Origin of the sequence: Nocardioides terrae, from assembly GCF_900112345.1 — a bacterium.
Classification (GTDB): Bacteria; Actinomycetota; Actinomycetes; order Propionibacteriales; family Nocardioidaceae; genus Nocardioides; species Nocardioides terrae.
Genome location: NZ_FOLB01000006.1, coordinates 20,943 through 39,719 on the forward strand (window position 1 = coordinate 20,943; position 18,777 = coordinate 39,719).

An 18,777-nucleotide genomic window follows, 5' to 3' on the forward strand; every position below is an offset into this window, starting at 1 on the left:
CGTCACCCCTCGGGGTGACGGGCCGTTGCGCTGTCGGTGGTCGGATCAACGAGCGCTCAACGAGCGCTCACTCCGCCGGTCGCTCGGCCAGCTCGGCCGCGACCGTCAGCTCGCCCGCGGCCGGGTCGGGGACGAAGGCGAGCTCGCCGACGATCCGGCTGCTCTTGCGCAGGTCGTCGGCCGCCATCTCCGCGGCCGCGACCAGCGCCTCCGGGCCCGTCACCGTGGCCCGGGACAGCTCGGCCCGCATCGAGACCTTCGCCTGCGACTTCGCGCCGCGCAGGCCGGCGAGCGCAGCGGCGACGCCGTCGAGGATGCCGGGGTCGGCGGCCGCGGCCGAGCCGAGGTCGAGCTCGGTCGGCCAGGCGGCGAGGTGGATCGAGGTGCCCTCGGGGTTCACCGAGCGCCACCACGACCACACCTCCTCGGTGACGTAGGGCAGGAACGGCGCGAGCAGCCGGAGCTGGGTGTGCAGCGCGATCGCCAGCGTCGCCTTGGCCGACGCCTTCGCGGAGCTGTCCTCCTCGGCGTACGCGCGTTCCTTGACCAGCTCGACGTAGTCGTCGCAGAACTCCCAGAAGAACTTCTCCGTCGTCTCCAGCGCCGACGTGTAGTCGTAGGCCTCGAACGCCTCCGTCGCCCGGGTGACGACCGTCTTCAGGCGCGCCAGCAGCGCGCAGTCGACCGGCTCGCTCACCTCGAAGGTGTTGAGCTCGGTGGCCTTCACGCCGTCGAGCACGAACTTGGAGGCGTTGAGCACCTTGACCGCCAGCCGTCGGCCGACCTTCATCTGGGTCTCGTCGAAGGGCGAGTCGAGCCCGGGGCGCGCCATCGCGGCCCGCCAGCGGACGGCGTCGGCGCCGTACTTCTCCAGGATGTCCTGGGGGACGACCACGTTGCCCTTCGACTTCGACATCTTCTTGCGGTCGGGGTCGACCACGAAGCCGGAGATGAGCGCGTGGTGCCAGGGTGAGGTGCCGTTCTCGAAGTGGGAGCGGACGACTCGGGAGAACAGCCAGGTGCGGATGATGTCGTGGGCCTGCGTTGCCAGGTCCATCGGGAAGACCCGGGAGAACAGGTCCGGGTCGCTCTCCCAGCCGCCCGCGATCTGCGGGGTGAGGGAGGAGGTCGCCCAGGTGTCCATCACGTCCGGGTCGCCGATGAAGCCGCCCGGCTTGCCGCGCTGTTCCTCGGTGAAGCCGGCGGGGGCCACGGTTGAGGGGTCGACCGGCAGCTGCTCCTCGGTGGCGAGGATCGGGTCCGCGTAGTCGGGCTCGCCCTCCTCGTCGAGGCGGTACCAGACGGGGAAGGGGATGCCGAAGAACCGCTGGCGCGAGACGAGCCAGTCGCCGTTGAGGCCACCCACCCAGTTGTCGTAGCGATGGTGCATGTGGTCGGGGACCCAGGTGATCTCGCCACCTCGGGCGAGCAGGTCGTCGCGCAGGCCGGCGTCACGGCCGCCGTTGGTGATGTACCACTGGCGGGTGGCGACGATCTCGAGCGGCTTGTCGCCCTTCTCGTAGAAGTTCGCCATCCGCTGCGTGGGCTTCGGCTCGCCGTCGAGGTCGCCGGACTCGCGCAGCTTGGCGACCATCACCTCGCGGGCGCTGTGGGCGGTCTTGCCCTTGAGGTCCTCGTACGCCGACGCCGCCGCCTCCGAGGCGAGCCACTCCGGGGTCTCGCGGCTCATCCGGCCGTCGCGCCCGATCAGGGTGCGGACGGGCAGTTGCAGCTCGCGCCACCACTGGACGTCCGTCAGGTCGCCGAACGTGCAGCACATCGCGATGCCGGCGCCCTTCTCGGGCTCGGCGGCGGGGTGGGCGAGCACCGGGACCTCCACGCCGAAGACCGGGCTGGTCACGGTGGTGCCGAACAGGTCGGCGTACCGCTCGTCGTCGGGATGCGCGATCAGCGCGACGACGGAGGGGATCAGCTCGGGGCGGGTGGTCTCGATGTGGACGGGGGAGCCGTCGCGCCGGTGGAAGGCCACCCGGTGGTAGGCGCCGGGGTACTCCCGCGCCTCCAGCTCGGCCTGGGCGACGGCGGTCTGGAAGGTGACGTCCCAGAGGGTCGGGGCCTCCTGCAGGTAGGCCTCGCCGCGGGCGAGGTTGCGCAGGAACGCACGCTGGCTGACCGTCTGCGCCTTCGGGCCGATGGTCGTGTAGGTCTGCTTCCAGTCCACCGACAGGCCGACGGTGCGCCACAGCTCCTCGAAGACCTTCTCGTCCTCCTCGACGAGCCGCTCGCACAGCTCGACGAAGTTGGGGCGGCTGATCGGGATCTGCTTCTTGGGGTCGGGCTTCTCCGGCGGGGTGAAGTCCGCGTCGTAGGGCAGGCTCGGGTCGCAGCGGACGCCGAAGTAGTTCTGCACCCGCCGCTCGGTCGGCAGGCCGTTGTCGTCCCAGCCCAGCGGGTAGAACACGGTCTTGCCGCGCATGCGCTGGAACCGGGCGATCGTGTCCGGGTGGGTGTAGGAGAAGACGTGCCCGACGTGGAGGCTGCCGCTGACGGTCGGCGGGGGAGTGTCGATCGAGTAGACGCATCCGCGCGGCTGGGTGCGGTCGAAGGCGTAGGTGTCGTCGGCCTTCCACCGCTCGGCCCACTTGGCCTCGAGGCCCTCGAGCGCAGGCTTCTCCGGTACGACGACCGCGCGCTGCTCCGCGCTGGTCGTCTCGGCGCCCGCGGGGTGGGGCTCAGTCTGCTGGGTCTCGGTCATGGGCGAAATCCTAGGGCGCACGCATTCACCGGCGCGAAACGAGTCCACCTAGACTCGGCAGGTCATGTCTGAACTTCCCGTGGGCCGACCCGCCCAGACCTTCGCCGAGGCCGAGGACGCGTTGTTGTCCCGCTGGCCCGAGACCAAGCTCGAGCCGTCGCTCGACCGCATCCGCGCCTTCACCGAGATGCTCGGCGACCCTCAGCACGCCTACTCCGTCATCCACCTGACCGGCACCAACGGGAAGACGTCCACCTCGCGGATGATCGACACGTTGCTGCGGGCGCTCGAGCTGCGCACCGGGCGGTTCACCAGCCCGCACGTGGAGAGGATGAGCGAGCGGATCACCATCGACGGTGAGCCGCTGTCCGACGAGGCGTTCGTGGACGCCTTCAACGAGATCGCTCCCTACCTCCACCTCGTGGACGTCGACCAGCCCCATCCGCTGTCGTTCTTCGAGACGGTCGTCGGCATGGCCTACGCCAAGTTCGCCGAGGCGCCGGTCGACGTCGCGATCGTCGAGGTCGGCATGGGCGGCTCCTGGGACGCCACCAACGTCGCCGACGGCGCCGTCGCCGTCGTCACTCCGATCTCGATCGACCACGTGCAGTACCTCGGCGGCACGCCGGCCGCCATCGCCGTCGAGAAGGCGGGGATCATCAAGGCGGGCGCCGTCGCGGTCCTCGCCGAACAGCCCGACGAGGCCCTCGAGGTCCTGCTCGCCCGCGCGAGCGAGGTCGGCGCCACGGTCGTGCGCGAGGGCGTCGACTTCGGCGTCGTCGCGCGGACGCCGGCTGTCGGCGGCCAGATCGTCACGCTCAAGGGTCTGCGGACGACGTACGACGACGTGTTCCTGCCTCTCTACGGCGCCCACCAGGCGCAGAACGCCGTGGTCGCGCTCGCCGCGGTCGAGGCCTTCGTCGGGGGCGAGGAGCCGCTGGGCGACGAGATCGTCCGCAACGCGCTCGCGGAGGTGACCTCGCCGGGCCGGCTCGAGATCGTCCGGCGGTCCCCGACGATCGTCCTCGACACCGCCCACAACCCGCACGGCGCCGAGGCGACGGCCGCGGCGTTGGAGGACTCCTTCTCGTTCTCGCCGCTCGTCGGCGTCATCGGCGTGATGGGCGACAAGGACGCCGAGGGCGTGCTGGCGGCGTTCGAGCCGCACCTCGAGCACCTGGTCGTCACCGAGAACTCCACCGACCGGGCGATGCGTGCCAGCCGGCTCGCGGAGGTGGCGATCCCGATCTTCGGCGAGGACCGGGTCACGGTGGTGCCGCGACTCGCCGACGCGATCGACGCCGCGGCCGCACTGGCGGAGTCGGGCTCGGGCGACTCCCTCTCGTCGGGGGCCGTGCTCGTGACGGGCTCCGTGGTGACCGTGGGCGAGGCGCGGGTGCTGCTCGGGGGCGTCAAGTGACGGAGGAGCGCGAGAGGTCGCCGCGACGCGGCATGTGCGCCGCCGTGCTCTCCCTCGAGGCGATCGCGCTCGGTCTCACCACGCCGGTGATGATCGCGGTCTCGGACGTCGCGACGGGCACGGCGCTGGGCATCGGGCTCACCCTGATGTGCGCCTGCATCATCGTCGCCGGTCTGCTGCGGCGCCCCTGGGCCTACGGGCTCGGATGGGCGATCCAGGTCGCCGCGATCACGCTCGGGTTCGTCGTCGGGATCATGTGGGTGCTCGGCGGGATCTTCGCGCTGCTGTGGGGGATGGCCGACTTCCTGGGGCGCAAGATCGAGCGCGAGCGGGCGGCCGCCTTCGCGGCGTACGACGCGCAGCACTAGTCTGCGGGCCATGACCCAGCGCACTCTCGTCCTCGTCAAGCCCGACGGCGTCCGCCGTGGACTCACCGGCGAGGTCATCCGCCGGGTCGAGGCCAAGGGCTACTCGCTGGTGTCCCTCGAGCTTCGCACGGCGACCCGCGAGCTGCTCGCGGCGCACTACGCCGAGCACGAGGGCAAGCCGTTCTACGAGCCGCTGGTCGAGTTCATGCTCTCCGGCCCCGTCGTCGCCATGGTCTTCGAGGGCGAGCGCGTGATCGAGGGGTTCCGCTCGCTGGCCGGCGCCACCGACCCGACCGCCGCCGCGCCCGGGACGATCCGCGGCGACCTCGGCCGCGACTGGGGCCTGGCCGTGCAGCAGAACCTCGTGCACGGCTCGGACGCGCCCGAGTCGGCCGAGCGCGAGATCGGGATCTGGTTCCCGAGCCTCTGAGCCCGGTCCGGTCCGGCCGGCTGGTCAACCCGCGTCGCGGGCCTTCTCGGCTCCGACGGTGGTGTCCTCGCCGTGGCCGGTGTGCACCACCGTGTCGTCGGGCAGCGTGAACAGCCGCGCCCGGATCGACTCCACGATGAGGTCCGCGTCGCTGTAGGAGCGGCCGGTCGCGCCGGGCCCGCCGTTGAACAGCGTGTCGCCGGTGAAGACGCGGCCGAGGTCGGGCGCGTGGAGGCAGACCGCGCCGGGCGCGTGCCCGGGCGTGTGGACGACCTCGAGCACGGTGCCGCCGACCTCGATCCGCTGCCCGTCGGACAGGTCCTCGTCCCACCGCTCGGCGCCGTGGGTGAGCTCCCACAGCGGTCGGTCGTCCGGGTGCAGCAGGATCGGCGCGCCGACCCGCTCGCGCAGCTCGGGCGCCACCCGCACGTGGTCGTCGTGGGCGTGGGTGCACACGATGGCCCTGACCGTGCGGTCGCCGACGACGGCGAGGATGGCGTCGACGGAGTGTGGGGCGTCGATGACGATGCACTCGGCGTCGTCGCCGACGACCCAGACGTTGTTGTCGACGTCGAACGTCTGTCCGTCGAGGCTGAAGGTGCCCGACGTGATGCCGTGGTCCACCCGGGCGGCCACTACAGGATCACCACCGAGCGCAGCACGTCGCCGTGGTGCATCCGCTCGAAGGCCGCCTCGACGTCGTCGATGCCGATCTCCTCGGTGACGAAGGCGTCCAGGTCGAGCCGACCCTGCTGGTAGAGGTCGACGAGCATCGGGAAGTCCCGGGACGGCAGGCAGTCGCCGTACCAGCTCGACTTCAGCGCGCCGCCGCGACCGAAGACGTCGATGAGGGGGAGGTCGGGGACCTTCATGTCAGGCGTGGGCACGCCGACCAGCACGACGGTGCCGGCCAGGTCGCGGGCGTAGAACGCCTGCTTCCAGGTCTCGGGCCGGCCGACCGCCTCGATGACCACGTCGGCGCCGTCGGCGCCCTCGTAGGTCTCGGCGGCGATCCGCTTGATCTCGGCGACCGGGTCGACCTGGCTGGAGTCGACGGTGTGGGTGGCGCCGAGCTCGCGCGCCTTGGCCAGCTTCTGGGGGTCGATGTCGACGGCGATGATCGGAGAGGCGCCGGCCAGCGCGGACCCGGCGATGGCGGCCGCTCCGACGCCGCCGCAGCCGATCACCGCGACCGACCGGCCGCGGGTGACCGCGCCGGTGTTGATCGCCGCGCCGATGCCGGCCATGACGCCGCAGCCGAGCAGGCCGACCGCGGCCGGTCGCGCCGACGGGTCGACCTTGGTGCACTGGCCCGCGGCGACCAGCGTCTTCTCGGCGAAGGCGCCGATGCCGAGGGCGGGGGAGAGCTCGGTGCCGTCCTCGAGCGTCATCCGCTGGGTGGCGTTGTGGGTGTTGAAGCAGTAGTGCAGGTCGCCGCGCCGGCACGCGCGGCACTCGCCGCACACGGCGCGCCAGTTGAGGATCACGAAGTCACCGGGCGCGACCTCGGTGACGTCCGGGCCGACCGCCTCCACGACACCAGCGGCCTCGTGGCCGAGCAGGAAGGGGAAGTCGTCGTTGATGCCGCCCTCGCGGTAGTGCAGGTCGGTGTGGCAGACCCCGCAGGCCTGGACCTTCACGACCGCCTCACCCGGGCCCGGGTCCGGGACGTTGATCGTGACGAGCTCGACGGGGAGCCCCTTGCCCTTGGCGACGACCGCCTTCACCTGCTGCATCGACCACTCCTCACACGCTGCCCACGGCTGCTGACCTCCAGCAGCCTAGGGCGGGCGTCCCGGCTCCCGGCACTCAGTCCTTCGGCGTGAGCCCGAGGTGGTCGCCCGGCGTGCCTCACCAGAAACACCAGTAACAGCGCCTAGCCTCGTCGCGGAGCTTGCCTCAGGCGAGTCCGCCGTCATCGCCCCTTCCCCGGCACCAGCGAGGCATCCCATGGCGAACAGCGTCATCGGCCGCGACATGGCGGTCGACCTCGGCACCGCCAACACGCTCGTCTACGTGCGCGGCAAGGGTGTGCTGGTCGACGAGCCGAGCGTCGTCGCGCTCAACCAGTCGACCGGCGAGGTGCTCGCCGTCGGCCACGAGGCCAAGCGGATGCTGGGCCGGACGCCGGACAACATCACCGCGCTGCGCCCGCTGAAGGACGGCGTCATCGCCGACTTCGAGGCGACCGAGCAGATGTTGCGCTGGTTCATCCAGCGGGTGCACCGCCGCCGCTACTTCGCCAAGCCGCGGATGGTCATCTGCGTGCCCAGCGGCATCACCGCCGTCGAGCAGCGCGCGGTCAAGGAGGCCGGCTACCAGGCCGGTGCGAGGCGCGTCTACATCGTCGAGGAGCCGATGGCCGCGGCCATCGGCGCCGGCCTGCCCGTCCACCTGCCGACGGGCAACATGGTCGTCGACGTCGGCGGCGGCACCACCGAGGTCGCCGTGATCTCGCTCGGCGGCATCGTCACGTCGCTCTCCGTGCGCACCGCGGGCGACGACCTCGACAACGCGATCGTGCAGTGGATGAAGAAGGAGCACTCCCTGCTGCTGGGCGAGCGCACCGCGGAGGAGGTCAAGATGACCCTCGGCAACGCGTTCCCGATGAGCAGCGAGCCCGAGGCCGAGATCCGCGGCCGCGACCTGGTCTCCGGGCTGCCGCGCACGGTCACCGTGTCGAGCGCGGAGATCCGCAAGGCCCTCGAGGAGCCGCTCCACGACATCGTCGACGCGGTGCGCGCGACCCTCGACCAGACTCCGCCCGAGCTCGCCGGCGACATCATGGACCGCGGCATCGTCCTGACCGGCGGCGGCGCCCTGCTGCGCGGCCTCGACGAGCGGCTGCGCCACGAGACGGGCATGCCCGTCCACGTCGCCGACTCCCCGCTGACCAGCGTCGCGTTGGGTGCGGGACGCTGCGTGGAGGAGTTCGAGGCGCTGCGCCAGGTGCTGCTCGCCGACCGGCGGGGCTACTGACATGGTCCTTCTCAACCCCGAGCGGATCAATCGACGCGGCGGCCTCGAGCGCCCGGACCCGGGCACGCCCAAGCGCCCGACGGTCGTGGCGCTCCTGCTCGCGTGCGCCGTCCTGCTCGTCCTCGACCTGACCGGCCCGGCGCTGACGCCTGCGCGCCGACTGGTCGGCGAGGTGCTCGGACCGCTCGAGTCCGGTGCGAGCACGCTCGCCCGCCCGGTCACGAGCATCCCCGACCGGTTCCACAGCCAGTCGGCGCTGCGCAGGCAGGTCGGTCGGCTCGAGGACGACAACGCGGCGCTGCGCCAGCAGGTCGCGACGGCCGGGTTCGACCGCAACCGGCTCGCGGAGTACGACGGGCTGACGGCCGCGGCCCAGAACATCGGCTATGCCGTCGTACCCGCGCGCGTGGTCGGGTACGGCGCCAGCCAGTCCTTCTCCCGGACCGTCACCATCGACGCCGGCACCTCGTCGGGCATCGCGCCCGACATGACCGTCGTCAACTCCGCCGGCCTCGTCGGCCGGGTGCTGCGGGTGACCCGGACGACCGCCACCGTGCTGCTCATCGCCGACGCCGACTCCGTCGTCGGAGGACGCGTCGGCTCCAGCATGGAGGTCGGCTTCGTGCACGGCACCGGCAACCTCGGGACCGGCGACCTCGACCTCGAGCTGCTCGACCAGACCGAGATCCCGGCCGAGGGCGACACGGTCGTGACCTGGGGGAGCAGCAAGGGGGCGCCGTACGTCGCCGGGGTGCCCGTCGGCGTCGTCGACTCCGTCTACGCCAACGTGCGCGACTCGACCCAGCACGCGCGGATCACCCCGATGGTCGACTTCACCAGCCTCGACGTGGTCGGCGTCGCCGTCCCGAGCGGCACGAAGAGCGACCGCGCGATCATCGACGCCGACGGGAGGCTGAAGTGAGCGGACCCCGCATCGCGCTGACGGCCGGCCTGATCACCCTGGCCGTCGTCCTCCAGACCAGCGTCCTCGACTCCTTCGCCTGGCGCGGGATCGTGCCCGACCTGGCCCTGCTCGTCGTCGTCGGCGTGGCGCTGGTGCGCGGCGGTGAGTTCGGGATGGTCACCGGCTTCGCGGCCGGACTGGTGCTCGACCTCGCCCCGCCGGCCGACCACCTCGCCGGGCGCTGGGCACTCGCGCTGCTCGTCGTCGGCTACGTCGCCGGTCGGGTCCGTCAGGACGCCCGCCCGGGCGCCGCGCCCACCGCGACGACCGTGATGGCCACCGTGGCCGCCTGCAGCTTCGTCGGGAGCAGCATCTTCGCGCTGACCGGCGTCGTGCTGCGCGACCCGGCCGTCGGGATCGGCGAGCTGCTCCAGGCGATCGCGATCAGCCTGGTCTGGGACCTCCTGCTCGCTCCGCTCGTCCTGCCCGGCGTGATGGCCGCCTTCCGGCGCCTGGAGCCGACGACCAGATGAGCTCCACCGCCAAGACCTCCCGCCTGCGGCTCATCGTGCTGCAGGCGCTCGTCTTCTCGCTCTTCGCGACGCTGCTCGTCCGGCTCTACTACGTGCAGGTCGTCACGGGGGACGCCTACTCCGCAAAGGCCGCCTCCCAGTCGGTGCGCGAGGTCGTACAGCAGCCCGCCCGTGGGCTGATCGTCGACGACATGGGCCGGCCGCTGGTCACCAACCGCAAGGCGTGGGTCGTCGAGATCGACAAGAACGTCCTCGCCCAGCTCGCCGACGCCGACCGCACGGAGCTCCTCCAGCGGGTGGCCAAGGCGACCAAGGTGGCCGTCGGCGACATCGAGAAGGCGCTCGCGGACTGGAACGGCTCGCGCTACCAGCCGGTGCCGATCGCCTCCGACGTCCCCGAGGCCGTCGCGCTGGCGATCCTCGAGCAGCCCGAGGACTACCCGGCCGTCGTGGCCGAGCAGCAGTCGGTGCGCGCCTACCCGCGCCCGTTCGGCGTCAACCTCGCCCACGTGCTGGGCTACCTCAGCCCGATCACGGGGGACGAGTACAAGACCGCCCGCGACCGGGACGACCCCTCGCTCAACGCCACCTCGGCGGTCGGCCGCGCCGGCGTCGAGAAGGAGTACGACGAGTGGCTGCGCGGCCTGCCCGGGCACACGTCGGTCGCCGTCGACTCGCTGGGACGCCCGCTGGGGGACGGCGACAGCGTCGCGGCGCAGCCCGGCGACACGCTGGTGACCAGCATCGACGCCCGGCTGCAGAGCGTGGTCGAGCAGCAGCTGCACGACGCGATCACCACGGCGCGCGGCACCTACGACAAGGTGACCCACAAGAACTACGTCGCCGACTCCGGCGCGGCCGTCGTGATGGAGGCCAGGACCGGCCGGATCGTGGCGATGGCCAGCCAGCCGACGTACGACCCCGACGTGTGGGTGGGCGGCATCACCAAGAAGCAGCTCAAGGCGCTCTACTCCGTGAAGGACGGCAACCCGCTGCTGCAGCGTGCCACCCAAGGGCAGTTCGCGCCCGGCTCGACCTGGAAGCCGATCATGACGACCGGCGCGATCACCGGCGGGATGTCGACCGACACCACGCTGGGTTGCACCAGCGGACTGCAGATCGGCAACCGCTGGTTCAAGAACTACGAGTCGGAGTCCTACGGGCAGATCACCTTCGCCCGGGCGCTCGAGGTCTCCTGCGACACCTTCTTCTACCGCGTCGGCCTGCACTTCTGGGACAAGTTCGGCTCCGATCCCGCCAACGCGAACGCCAAGGACCCGCTGGCGGCGGCCGCGAAGTCGTTCGGCTTCGGCAGCCGGACCGGCATCGACCTGCCCGGTGAGGCGAGCGGCCGGGTGGGCGACCGGAAGTGGCGCGCCGCCTACTTCGACGCGATGCGGGGCTACTACTGCAAGCTGGACAGGTCGGGGAAGGCCGACTCGGCGTTCATGCGGAAGTTCGCCCACGAGTTCTGCCTGGAGGGCAACTACTTCCGCCAGGGCGACGCGGCCAACTTCACGATCGGCCAGGGCGACACCATGGTCACGCCGCTCCAGCTCACCCGCGCGTACGCCGCCATCTCCAACGGCGGCACCCTCTTCGAGCCGACCGTCGGGAAGGCCGTCGTGTCCGAGGACGGCACCGTCCTGAAGAAGATCAAGCCCCAGGTCCAACGGCACGTGAAGGTGTCGAAGAAGGCCATCGACTACGTCGACCAGGCGCTGCTCGGCACCCCGAAGGTCGGCACCCTGGCCTGGAAGTTCCACGACTTCCCGCTCGACCAGGTCAAGATCCGCGGCAAGACCGGGTCGGCCGAGGTCAACGGCAAGCAGTCGACCTCCTGGGTCGCCACCTTCGACGGCGACTACGTCGTCGTCATGATGGTCACCCAGGGCGGAACCGGATCGGGTACGGCGGGTGAGCCGGTGCGTCACATCTGGGAGGCGCTCTACGGCGTCGGCGACGACCACCAGCCGCACGCGAAGGACGCCGCCATCCGCGGCACGACGCCGCCCAAGGGGCTGCCGACGTTCGCCGACGACGGCGCGATCCTGCCGCCCGCCTCCGGGGAGAAGAAGTGAACCCGCGTCGTGTCGACTGGCTGCTGCTCGGTGCGGCCGGCGTCCTCGTCACCGTCTCGTGCCTGCTGGTCTGGTCGGCGACGTCGCACCGGGACGCCCTCACGGGTGGCGACGGAGGCATGTTCCTGCGCAAGCAGCTGGTCAACGTCGTCATCGGGCTGCTGCTGATGGCGGTGGTCTGGGCGACCGACCACCGCTGGCTGCGCATCGTGACGCCACTGGTCTACGTCGGCTCGATCGGCGGCCTGGCGCTGGTGCTGACCAGCGGCGAGACCATCAACGGCTCGCGCTCCTGGATCGACCTCGGCGGGATGTCGCTGCAGCCGTCGGAGTTCGCCAAGCTCGCCGTCGTCATCGCCATGGCCCTGGTCCTGGCGGAGCGCACCGAGGGCCGCTGGCGCTCCCGCGTCGGGGTGGGCGACGTGGTCGCGATGCTGCTCGTCGCCGCCGTCCCGAGCGCGCTGATCGTGCTCCAGCCGGACCTGGGGACCACGCTCGTGCTCTCGGCCACCGTCTTCGGGGTGCTCGCCGCGGCCGGCACCCCCCGCCGCTGGCTCGCGCTGCTCGCCGCCGGCGCGGTGACGCTGGCCGTCACGGCGGTCACGGCGGGCGTGCTGAAGGCGTACCAGATCGACCGCTTCATGGCCTTCACCGATCCTGGCCTCGATCCCAAGGGAGCCGGCTACAACGTCCAGCAGGCCCGCATCGCGATCGGCAACGGCGGGCTGTTCGGCCAGGGCCTCTTCCACGGCAGGTCGACGCAGGGCGGCTTCGTGCCCGAGCAGCACACCGACTTCGTGTTCACCGTCGCGGGCGAGGAGCTCGGCCTGGTCGGCGCCGGACTCCTGGTCGCGCTGCTCGGCGTCGTGCTCTGGCGAGCGCTGCGCATCGCGGCGCGCACCGACGACCTCTTCGGCCGCATCGCGGCCGCGGGGATCGCCTGCTGGTTCGGCTTCCAGGCGTTCCAGAACGTCGGGATGTGCCTGGGGATCATGCCCGTGACCGGCGTACCGCTGCCGTTCCTGTCCTACGGCGGCAGCTCGATGTTCGCCTCGCTGGTGGCGGTCGGGCTCCTGCAGAACATCCACGCGCGGTCGGTGCGCGCCACCGAACGTCGGCCGGTCGACGCGCCGCGCCTGATCGCGGTTCGCTGAGGCGACGGTCCGGTCGAGCCGGTGCTGGTCGGGCCATTACATTGGGAGCCGATGAGCACACCCGATCCCGCCGCCGCCGTCGCCCGCGAGCCCGCCCCCGCGCCCGGCGAGTACTCGCACCAGCAGATCCTGCGGATCATCGGCGGCCTCATGCTGGCGATGTTCCTGGGGGCGCTGGACCAGACGATCGTCTCGACCTCGATCCGGACGATCGCCGACGACCTGCACGGCCTGTCGGCACAGGCCTGGGTGACGACCGCCTACCTCACGACCTCGACGATCACCACGCCGATCTACGGCAAGCTCGGCGACCTGTGGGGCCGCAAGCGGCTCTTCATGTTCGCGATCACGATCTTCATGATCGGCTCGGCGCTGTGCTCGTTCGCCACCTCGATGTACGGCCTCGCCGCGTTCCGCGCCGTCCAGGGCCTGGGCGCGGGCGGCCTCTTCACGCTGGTCCTGGCGATCATCGGCGACATCGTGTCCCCGCGCGAGCGGGCGAAGTACACCGGCTACTTCATGGCCACGTTCGGCTCGTCCAGCGTGCTCGGCCCGGTCATCGGCGGCCTCCTCGCCGGCAGCGACTCGATCCTCGGCATCACCGGCTGGCGGTGGGTGTTCCTGGTCAACGTCCCGATCGGCCTGGTCGCGCTGGTCGTCATCTTCAGGACCCTCCACGTCCACCACGTCCGCCGGCCCTCGCCGATCGACTGGATGGGCGCCCTGGCGCTGTGCGTCTGCCTGGTCCCGCTGCTGACCGTGCTGGAGCAGGGCCGCGAGTGGGGCTGGGGCACCGGCCGCTCGATCGCCTGCTTCGCCATCGCGGCCATCGGCCTGCTCGCCTTCATCGGCGCCGAGGCCAAGATGAAGCAGGCCGCGCTGATCCCGCTGCGGCTCTTCACCATCCGGCCGGCCGTGGTCACCGTGATCGCCAGCGTGATCGTCGGCATGGGGATGTTCGGCGGCATGATGCTGCTGCCGCTCTACATGCAGATCGTGCACGGCGCCACGCCGACCGAGTCCGGCTTCCTGATGCTGCCCATGGTCGCCGGCCTGATGACCGCCTCGATCACGTCCGGCCGCATCATCTCCCGCACCGGCAGGACCCGGATGTTCCCGATCTTCGGCTCGGGCCTGATGGCGCTCGGCATGTTCGCGCTCACCACGATCTCGGCCGACACGCACCTGTGGGTGGTCGGGATCATGATGGCGTGCGTCGGGTACGGCGTCGGCAACTGCATGCAGCCACTGATGCTCACCATGCAGTCCTCGGTGCCGCCGAGCGCGATCGGCATGGCGACGTCCTCGGCGACGTTCTTCCGCCAGATCGGCGGCACGATCGGCGTGGCGATCTTCCTGTCCCTGCTCTTCGGCGGCGTCGGGGCCAACATCCAGCAGGCCTTCGCCGACGCCAAGCCGCAGATCCAGCGGCTCGCCGACGACCCCTCCTTCCGGCCGACCGCGATCGACAAGCAGGTGCTCGCCGGCGACAACAGCGTCTTCGAGCACGTGCAGGACGACTCCTCGATCATCGAGAAGATGAACCCGGTCCTCTCCCACCCGTTCAAGGCCGGCTTCGCCGACTCCATCTCCTCGGTGTTCTGGGTCTCCGGCGGCCTGGGGGTCGTCGCCTTCGTCGTGCTGCTGTTCATGCCGGAGGTGGAGCTGCGCCAGCAGTCCGCGTCGGCGGCCGTCGCGGCCCAGCGCGCGGAGCGCGAGGCGGCCGCCCCAGGGACGGCTTCCGACGACTAGCTGCGGGTCACCGAGCGAAGGGCTCTGCGCAGGACGCTGCTCGCGACCGACCGTGGAGGGATGTCCGGCGCCGTCGGCTCGACGGGTCGAGGTCCGGCGGGCCGGCCGCGGCGCGCGAGGCTGACCATCAGCTCGGCAACGCGAGCGGTGGCGAGGCCGTCCGTCCCGCCGCGGTGGTAGTGGTCGAGCCGGCGGGCGGCCAGGTCGAGCTGGCGCGCTCGGAGGTCATCGTCCTCGAGCAGCGAGGCAAGGCGAGTCGCCAGCTCACCCGGCTCGGCCTCGACGACACCCGAGGCGCCGTCGAAGGGTGGCGGCGCAGGCAGGCTGCCGACCCCGATGAGGTTGACAGCCGGCGTACCCGCCAGCATCGCCTCCACCAGGTAGTTGGAGTCGACGCCGACGAGGATGTCGGAGGCGACGGCCCACTCGGACGTGTCGTCGTTGGCGTAGGTGACGCGCTGGCGGACTCCGCTGTTCTCGAGCAACGCGGTCAGCAGCTCGTCGCCGATGCCGATGTTGCTCATGCGGTCCTTGACGACCGTCTGGAAGGCGACGCCTCGTTGCTCCATCTCCGCCACCGCCGCGAGGAACGCCGCCAGGCTGTCCCGGTGAGCGTTGCCCGTGTCGCTCGCTGTCATCCGGCCCGAATGGGTCGTTCCGAACGTGACGATGGGAAGCCCCGGGTCCAGGTCGTAGCTGTCGACCAGCCGCTCCCGCACGGCGCTGCGCTCGCCCCGTAGCCGGCTGTAGACGTCCCAGGCCGGGTTGCCCGTGGACACGATCCGGTGGGGCTCGATCCCCAGGTCGAGGTAGCCCTCGGCCCCACGGTCGCCGTACACCGCCAGGACGTCGGCGACGAGGTGTGCGTGCACGGTGTAGGGATCGACCAGCGCCAGCGAGTGGGCGACATGGAGACTCGGGATGTGGCGTGCCCGCGCCCAGGCAGTCGCCACCTTCGGCATCGACTGGACGTCCTCGCTGGTGACGAACAGCTTCAGGTCGTAGACCTTGCGGATGGCTCCCAGAGCGTTGAGGAGCATCACCGCCGCAGGAACGTGAACGCCGACCGCCTCGGAGAGCAGCGCGCGCAGGCGGGGGATCTCTCCCGGGCTCGCCACCATTCCCTCGCCGACCCACTCGGTGCCGTCCAGACGGTCGCGCAGGTCCCCGACGGCGGTCAGGGCGGTGTCGCGGAACGCGGCCGTCTCGGCGAACTTCTGCTGCAACGTCACCAGGGTGCAGCCGTGGCGCTCGACGATCCCGTGCAGCCGGTCGTTGAGATGATGTGCGTCGACCACGACGGCGTCGACCGGGTGGGTCACGAGGAAGTCGTCGAGCGCTCCGAGGTGCTTCTCCCACAGGTAGGTGACGATGGCCGTCGGTCGCGTCATGCGTCGCTCCCATCGAACAGCCCGAAGTGCTCGGTCAGCAGCTCCTTCTGGATCGGGTAGTCGACCGCGAGCGTCGTGTCGACGCCGCGGTGCTTGCGGGACGGACATCCCCGGGGCCACGACCTCAGGAACGCCGTCGTCGCTGCGTCGATCCGCGCCGCCCGCTGCCAGGCGTGGAACTCCGCAGCCCGGGCCGGGGTGAGGACGGCCGACTCGTCGAGCCCGCCGAGGCGCCGCAGCGCGACGTCGAGCAGGACGAACCCGAGGTAGCGGGCGCGAACGGGCTCGAGCAGCCGGTCGAGCTCGGACCTGGTCTCCGCGGTCACCAGCCGGGCGAGGCCTGCCGAGGAGTCCCTCGACCATGCCTCCGCCGCGGCGCTCCGGTCGCGCAGCCAGCGGTTGTTACCGGATCGGTCTCGCCGCTTCTCCAGGACGACGAGCATCCGGGGGGCGACCGTGGGGGGCATGTGCTCGACCAGAGCACGCTCGACGAAGAGGATGAGATCGAGCAGGTGAGGGTCCTCGGGGATCCAGGACAACGTGCGCCGCCAGCGGTACGTGGTCGACTCCGGGTCGAGGTGGGACGGGCCCGGCGTGGGCCCGTCGAGCAGGGCGCCGTACGGCACCAGCGAGACCACGTGGAGCCCGGACGCGTTCGCGAGGGCGACCACGTCGGCGGGGGAGAGCAGCTCGGCGAGGTCCGGCCTCGGGTCCGCCCCGTCGACCGCCGCGGCGTAGTCGCGCGACAGCGCACGGAGCAGCAGCCGCTCCCCGGCGGGGAGGTCGGAGACGACCCGGGCGAGGTCCTTGTTGTGCCGACGGCCGCGGCCGATGGCGCGATCTAGGACCACGCCGGTGCTGCGGTGGAGGTCGATGACCTGGCGTTCGATCGCGGCGGCGAGCATGCCCAGTTCCGGAAGCACGCGCAATGGTCGCACAGCAGCGGTGATCCCAGGGCGATAGATGGCAAGAGGACGGCGCGGATCGCCGTCGGGCATCGACGCCCGTCCACGCCGCTGCCTTCTCGATCCCCCCGTCGTCTCGAATCGGATCGGACAGCGCTCCGGACGTACCCTGGTGACCATGTCCGGCGAGTCTGTCTTCCCCCGCCTCGAGCCGCACCTCGGCCGGGTCTCGAAGCCGATCCAGTACGTCGGCGGCGAGCTCAACTCCACCGTCAAGGACTGGGCGACCACCGACGTCCGGTGGGCGCTGATGTATCCCGACGCCTACGAGGTCGGCCTGCCGAACCAGGGCGTCGCGATCCTCTACGAGGTGCTCAACGAGCGCGAGGGGATGCTCGCCGAGCGGACCTACGCGGTCTGGCCGGATCTCGAGAAGATCATGCGCGAGGAGCAGATCCCGCAGTTCACCGTCGACGGTCACCGTCCGGTGGGCGACTTCGACGTGTTCGGCATCAGCTTCTCCACCGAGCTCGGCTACACCAACATGCTGACCGCTCTCGACCTGGCCGGCATCCCCCTGCACGCTGCGGACCGCGGTGACGACCACCCGATCGTCGTCGCGGGTGGCCACGCCGCCTTCAACCCCGAGCCGATCGCCGACTTCATCGACGCGGCCGTGCTCGGCGACGGCGAGGAGGTCGTGCTCGCGATCTCCGAGGTCGTGCGGGAGTGGAAGGGCGAGGGCCGCCCCGGTGGCCGGGACGAGCTGCTCCGCCGGCTCGCCGTCTCCGGCGGCGTCTACGTGCCGCGGTTCTACGACGTGGCGTACGCCGCCGACGGCGCGATCGAGGCCGTCGTACCCAACCGGCCGGGCATCCCGTGGCGGGTCCGGAAGCACACCCTCATGGATCTCGACGCGTGGCCCTACCCGGCCAAGCCGCTGGTGCCGCTCGCCGAGACCGTGCACGAGCGGTTCTCCGTCGAGATCTTCCGCGGCTGCACCCGTGGCTGCCGCTTCTGCCAGGCCGGCATGATCACCCGCCCGGTGCGCGAGCGGTCCATCAACACCATCGGCGCGATGGTCGAGAACGGCATCCGCAAGTCGGGCTTCGAGGAGGTCGGCCTGCTGTCGCTCTCCAGCGCCGACCACACCGAGATCGGCGAGATCGCGACCGGGCTCGCCGACCGCTACGAGGGCTCTAACGTCTCGCTGTCCCTGCCCTCGACGCGCGTGGACGCCTTCAACATCACTCTCGCCAACGAGTTCTCCCGCAACGGTCGCCGATCGGGCCTCACGTTCGCGCCGGAGGGCGGCTCGGAGCGGATGCGGAAGGTGATCAACAAGATGGTCACCGAGGAGGACCTCATCCGCACCGTCGCGACGGCGTACTCGCACGGCTGGCGCCAGGTGAAGCTCTACTTCATGTGCGGACTCCCGACCGAGACCGACGACGACGTGCTGGCCATCGCCGACCTGGCGAAGAAGGTCATCGCCAAGGGACGCGAGGTCTCCGGCCGCAACGACATCCGGTGCACCGTCTCCATCGGCGGCTTCGTGCCGAAGCCGCACACGCCGTTCCAGTGGGCCGCCCAGCTCGACCACGAGACCACCGACGAGCGGCTCCGCAAGCTGCGCGCCGAGGTCCAGTCGGACAAGCGGTTCGGCCGGGCGATCGGCTTCCGCTACCACGACGGCAAGCCGGGCACGGTCGAGGGGCTGCTGTCCCGCGGCGACCGCCGTGTGGGCCGGGTCATCGAGGCGGTCTGGCGCGACGGCGGCCGCTTCGACGGCTGGAGCGAGCACTTCGACTACGAGCGCTGGATCTCCTCGGCTGAGGCCGCGCTCTCGGACAGCGGCGTGGACCTGGACTGGTACACCACCCGCGATCGCTCCTACGACGAGATCCTGCCCTGGGACCATCTCGATTCCGGTCTGGACAAGGACTGGCTGTGGGCCGACTGGGAGGACGCCCTCGCAGCGGCCGCCGGCGAGGACATCGAGATCGAGGACTGCCGCTGGACGCCGTGCTACGACTGCGGCGTGTGTCCCGAGATGGGCACCGAGATCCAGATCGGCCCGACCGGGCAGAAGCTGCTCCCGCTGTCGGTGGTTTGAGGCTCGCCTACCTGTGGCGGAGCCCGGC

15 protein-coding genes are annotated in these 18,777 nt (G+C 71.1%); 10 read left to right on the forward strand and 5 right to left on the reverse strand.

Annotation, left to right across the window (positions count from 1 at the left end):
- Positions 1-67 precede the first annotated feature (67 nt).
- On the reverse strand, positions 68-2,716 hold the full coding sequence (gene valS, locus BM236_RS09485; RefSeq protein WP_091122923.1) for a valine--tRNA ligase: 2,649 nt from the start codon (positions 2,714-2,716) through the stop codon (positions 68-70).
- 64 nt (positions 2,717-2,780) lie between these two features.
- On the opposite strand from valS, the gene BM236_RS09490 reads away from it, so the two are divergent.
- The 3 genes from BM236_RS09490 to ndk are packed head-to-tail and all read left to right on the forward strand — an operon-like array spanning position 2,781 to position 4,934.
- Complete coding sequence (locus BM236_RS09490; RefSeq protein WP_091122924.1) at positions 2,781-4,136, forward strand: bifunctional folylpolyglutamate synthase/dihydrofolate synthase; 1,356 nt, start codon at positions 2,781-2,783, stop codon at positions 4,134-4,136.
- A complete protein-coding gene (locus BM236_RS09495) occupies positions 4,133-4,504 on the forward strand; it encodes a DUF4233 domain-containing protein (RefSeq protein ID WP_245750234.1) in 372 nt (123 codons plus the stop codon). The genes BM236_RS09490 and BM236_RS09495 overlap by 4 nt, the downstream gene beginning before the upstream one ends.
- 10 nt (positions 4,505-4,514) lie before the next feature.
- Positions 4,515-4,934: a nucleoside-diphosphate kinase gene (ndk, locus tag BM236_RS09500; RefSeq protein ID WP_091122928.1), complete on the forward strand. Its 420-nt coding sequence runs from the start codon at positions 4,515-4,517 to the stop codon at positions 4,932-4,934.
- Positions 4,935-4,958: 24 nt separating this feature from the next.
- Here ndk and BM236_RS09505 read toward each other — a convergent pair whose 3' ends face one another.
- The gene (locus BM236_RS09505; RefSeq protein ID WP_091122931.1) at positions 4,959-5,570 is read right to left on the reverse strand and encodes an MBL fold metallo-hydrolase; all 612 of its coding nucleotides are present in this window, start codon (positions 5,568-5,570) and stop codon (positions 4,959-4,961) included.
- Positions 5,570-6,670, reverse strand: coding sequence for an S-(hydroxymethyl)mycothiol dehydrogenase (locus tag BM236_RS09510; protein WP_091122932.1), 1,101 nt, complete (start codon positions 6,668-6,670; stop codon positions 5,570-5,572). Before BM236_RS09510 ends, BM236_RS09505 begins: the two co-directional genes overlap by 1 nt.
- A 214-nt stretch (positions 6,671-6,884) precedes the next feature.
- On the opposite strand from BM236_RS09510, the gene BM236_RS09515 reads away from it, so the two are divergent.
- Genes BM236_RS09515 through BM236_RS09540 form a run of 6 tightly spaced genes read left to right on the forward strand, consistent with a single transcriptional unit; the run spans position 6,885 to position 14,337 of the window.
- Positions 6,885-7,913 (forward strand): rod shape-determining protein, encoded by a 1,029-nt coding sequence (locus tag BM236_RS09515; RefSeq protein WP_091122935.1) that lies wholly within the window; start codon positions 6,885-6,887, stop codon positions 7,911-7,913.
- Between the two features lies 1 nt (position 7,914).
- Positions 7,915-8,835 (forward strand): rod shape-determining protein MreC, encoded by a 921-nt coding sequence (mreC, locus tag BM236_RS09520; RefSeq protein ID WP_091122938.1) that lies wholly within the window; start codon positions 7,915-7,917, stop codon positions 8,833-8,835.
- A complete protein-coding gene (gene mreD, locus BM236_RS09525; RefSeq protein ID WP_245750235.1) occupies positions 8,832-9,350 on the forward strand; it encodes a rod shape-determining protein MreD in 519 nt (172 codons plus the stop codon). Before mreC ends, mreD begins: the two co-directional genes overlap by 4 nt.
- Positions 9,347-11,431 (forward strand): penicillin-binding protein 2, encoded by a 2,085-nt coding sequence (mrdA, locus tag BM236_RS09530; RefSeq protein ID WP_091122940.1) that lies wholly within the window; start codon positions 9,347-9,349, stop codon positions 11,429-11,431. The genes mreD and mrdA overlap by 4 nt, the downstream gene beginning before the upstream one ends.
- Positions 11,428-12,585, forward strand: coding sequence for a rod shape-determining protein RodA (gene rodA, locus BM236_RS09535; RefSeq protein WP_091122943.1), 1,158 nt, complete (start codon positions 11,428-11,430; stop codon positions 12,583-12,585). Before mrdA ends, rodA begins: the two co-directional genes overlap by 4 nt.
- A 51-nt stretch (positions 12,586-12,636) precedes the next feature.
- A complete protein-coding gene (locus BM236_RS09540) occupies positions 12,637-14,337 on the forward strand; it encodes an MDR family MFS transporter (protein ID WP_091122946.1) in 1,701 nt (566 codons plus the stop codon).
- Here the strand turns inward: BM236_RS09540 and BM236_RS09545 are convergent.
- A complete protein-coding gene (locus tag BM236_RS09545) occupies positions 14,334-15,728 on the reverse strand; it encodes a glycosyltransferase family 1 protein (RefSeq protein WP_091122948.1) in 1,395 nt (464 codons plus the stop codon). The genes BM236_RS09540 and BM236_RS09545 overlap by 4 nt on opposite strands.
- Positions 15,725-16,651 (reverse strand): hypothetical protein, encoded by a 927-nt coding sequence (locus BM236_RS09550; protein ID WP_139230072.1) that lies wholly within the window; start codon positions 16,649-16,651, stop codon positions 15,725-15,727. Before BM236_RS09550 ends, BM236_RS09545 begins: the two co-directional genes overlap by 4 nt.
- Before the next feature lie 160 nt (positions 16,652-16,811).
- On the opposite strand from BM236_RS09550, the gene BM236_RS09555 reads away from it, so the two are divergent.
- The gene (locus tag BM236_RS09555) at positions 16,812-18,749 is read left to right on the forward strand and encodes a TIGR03960 family B12-binding radical SAM protein (RefSeq protein WP_091123323.1); all 1,938 of its coding nucleotides are present in this window, start codon (positions 16,812-16,814) and stop codon (positions 18,747-18,749) included.
- Positions 18,750-18,777: the final 28 nt, after the last annotated feature.

Bases quoted from the DNA above. Each gene is read 5' to 3' on its own strand.
- valS (WP_091122923.1), bottom strand. From the start codon at position 2,716: ATGACCGAGACCCAGCAGACTGAGCCCCACCCCGCGGGCGCCGAGACG.
- BM236_RS09490 (WP_091122924.1), top strand. From the start codon at position 2,781: ATGTCTGAACTTCCCGTGGGCCGACCCGCCCAGACCTTCGCCGAGGCC.
- ndk (WP_091122928.1), top strand. From the start codon at position 4,515: ATGACCCAGCGCACTCTCGTCCTCGTCAAGCCCGACGGCGTCCGCCGT.
- BM236_RS09510 (WP_091122932.1), bottom strand. From the start codon at position 6,670: ATGCAGCAGGTGAAGGCGGTCGTCGCCAAGGGCAAGGGGCTCCCCGTC.
- BM236_RS09515 (WP_091122935.1), top strand. From the start codon at position 6,885: ATGGCGAACAGCGTCATCGGCCGCGACATGGCGGTCGACCTCGGCACC.
- mreC (WP_091122938.1), top strand. From the start codon at position 7,915: ATGGTCCTTCTCAACCCCGAGCGGATCAATCGACGCGGCGGCCTCGAG.
- mrdA (WP_091122940.1), top strand. From the start codon at position 9,347: ATGAGCTCCACCGCCAAGACCTCCCGCCTGCGGCTCATCGTGCTGCAG.
- BM236_RS09540 (WP_091122946.1), top strand. From the start codon at position 12,637: ATGAGCACACCCGATCCCGCCGCCGCCGTCGCCCGCGAGCCCGCCCCC.
- BM236_RS09545 (WP_091122948.1), bottom strand. From the start codon at position 15,728: ATGACGCGACCGACGGCCATCGTCACCTACCTGTGGGAGAAGCACCTC.
- BM236_RS09555 (WP_091123323.1), top strand. From the start codon at position 16,812: ATGTCCGGCGAGTCTGTCTTCCCCCGCCTCGAGCCGCACCTCGGCCGG.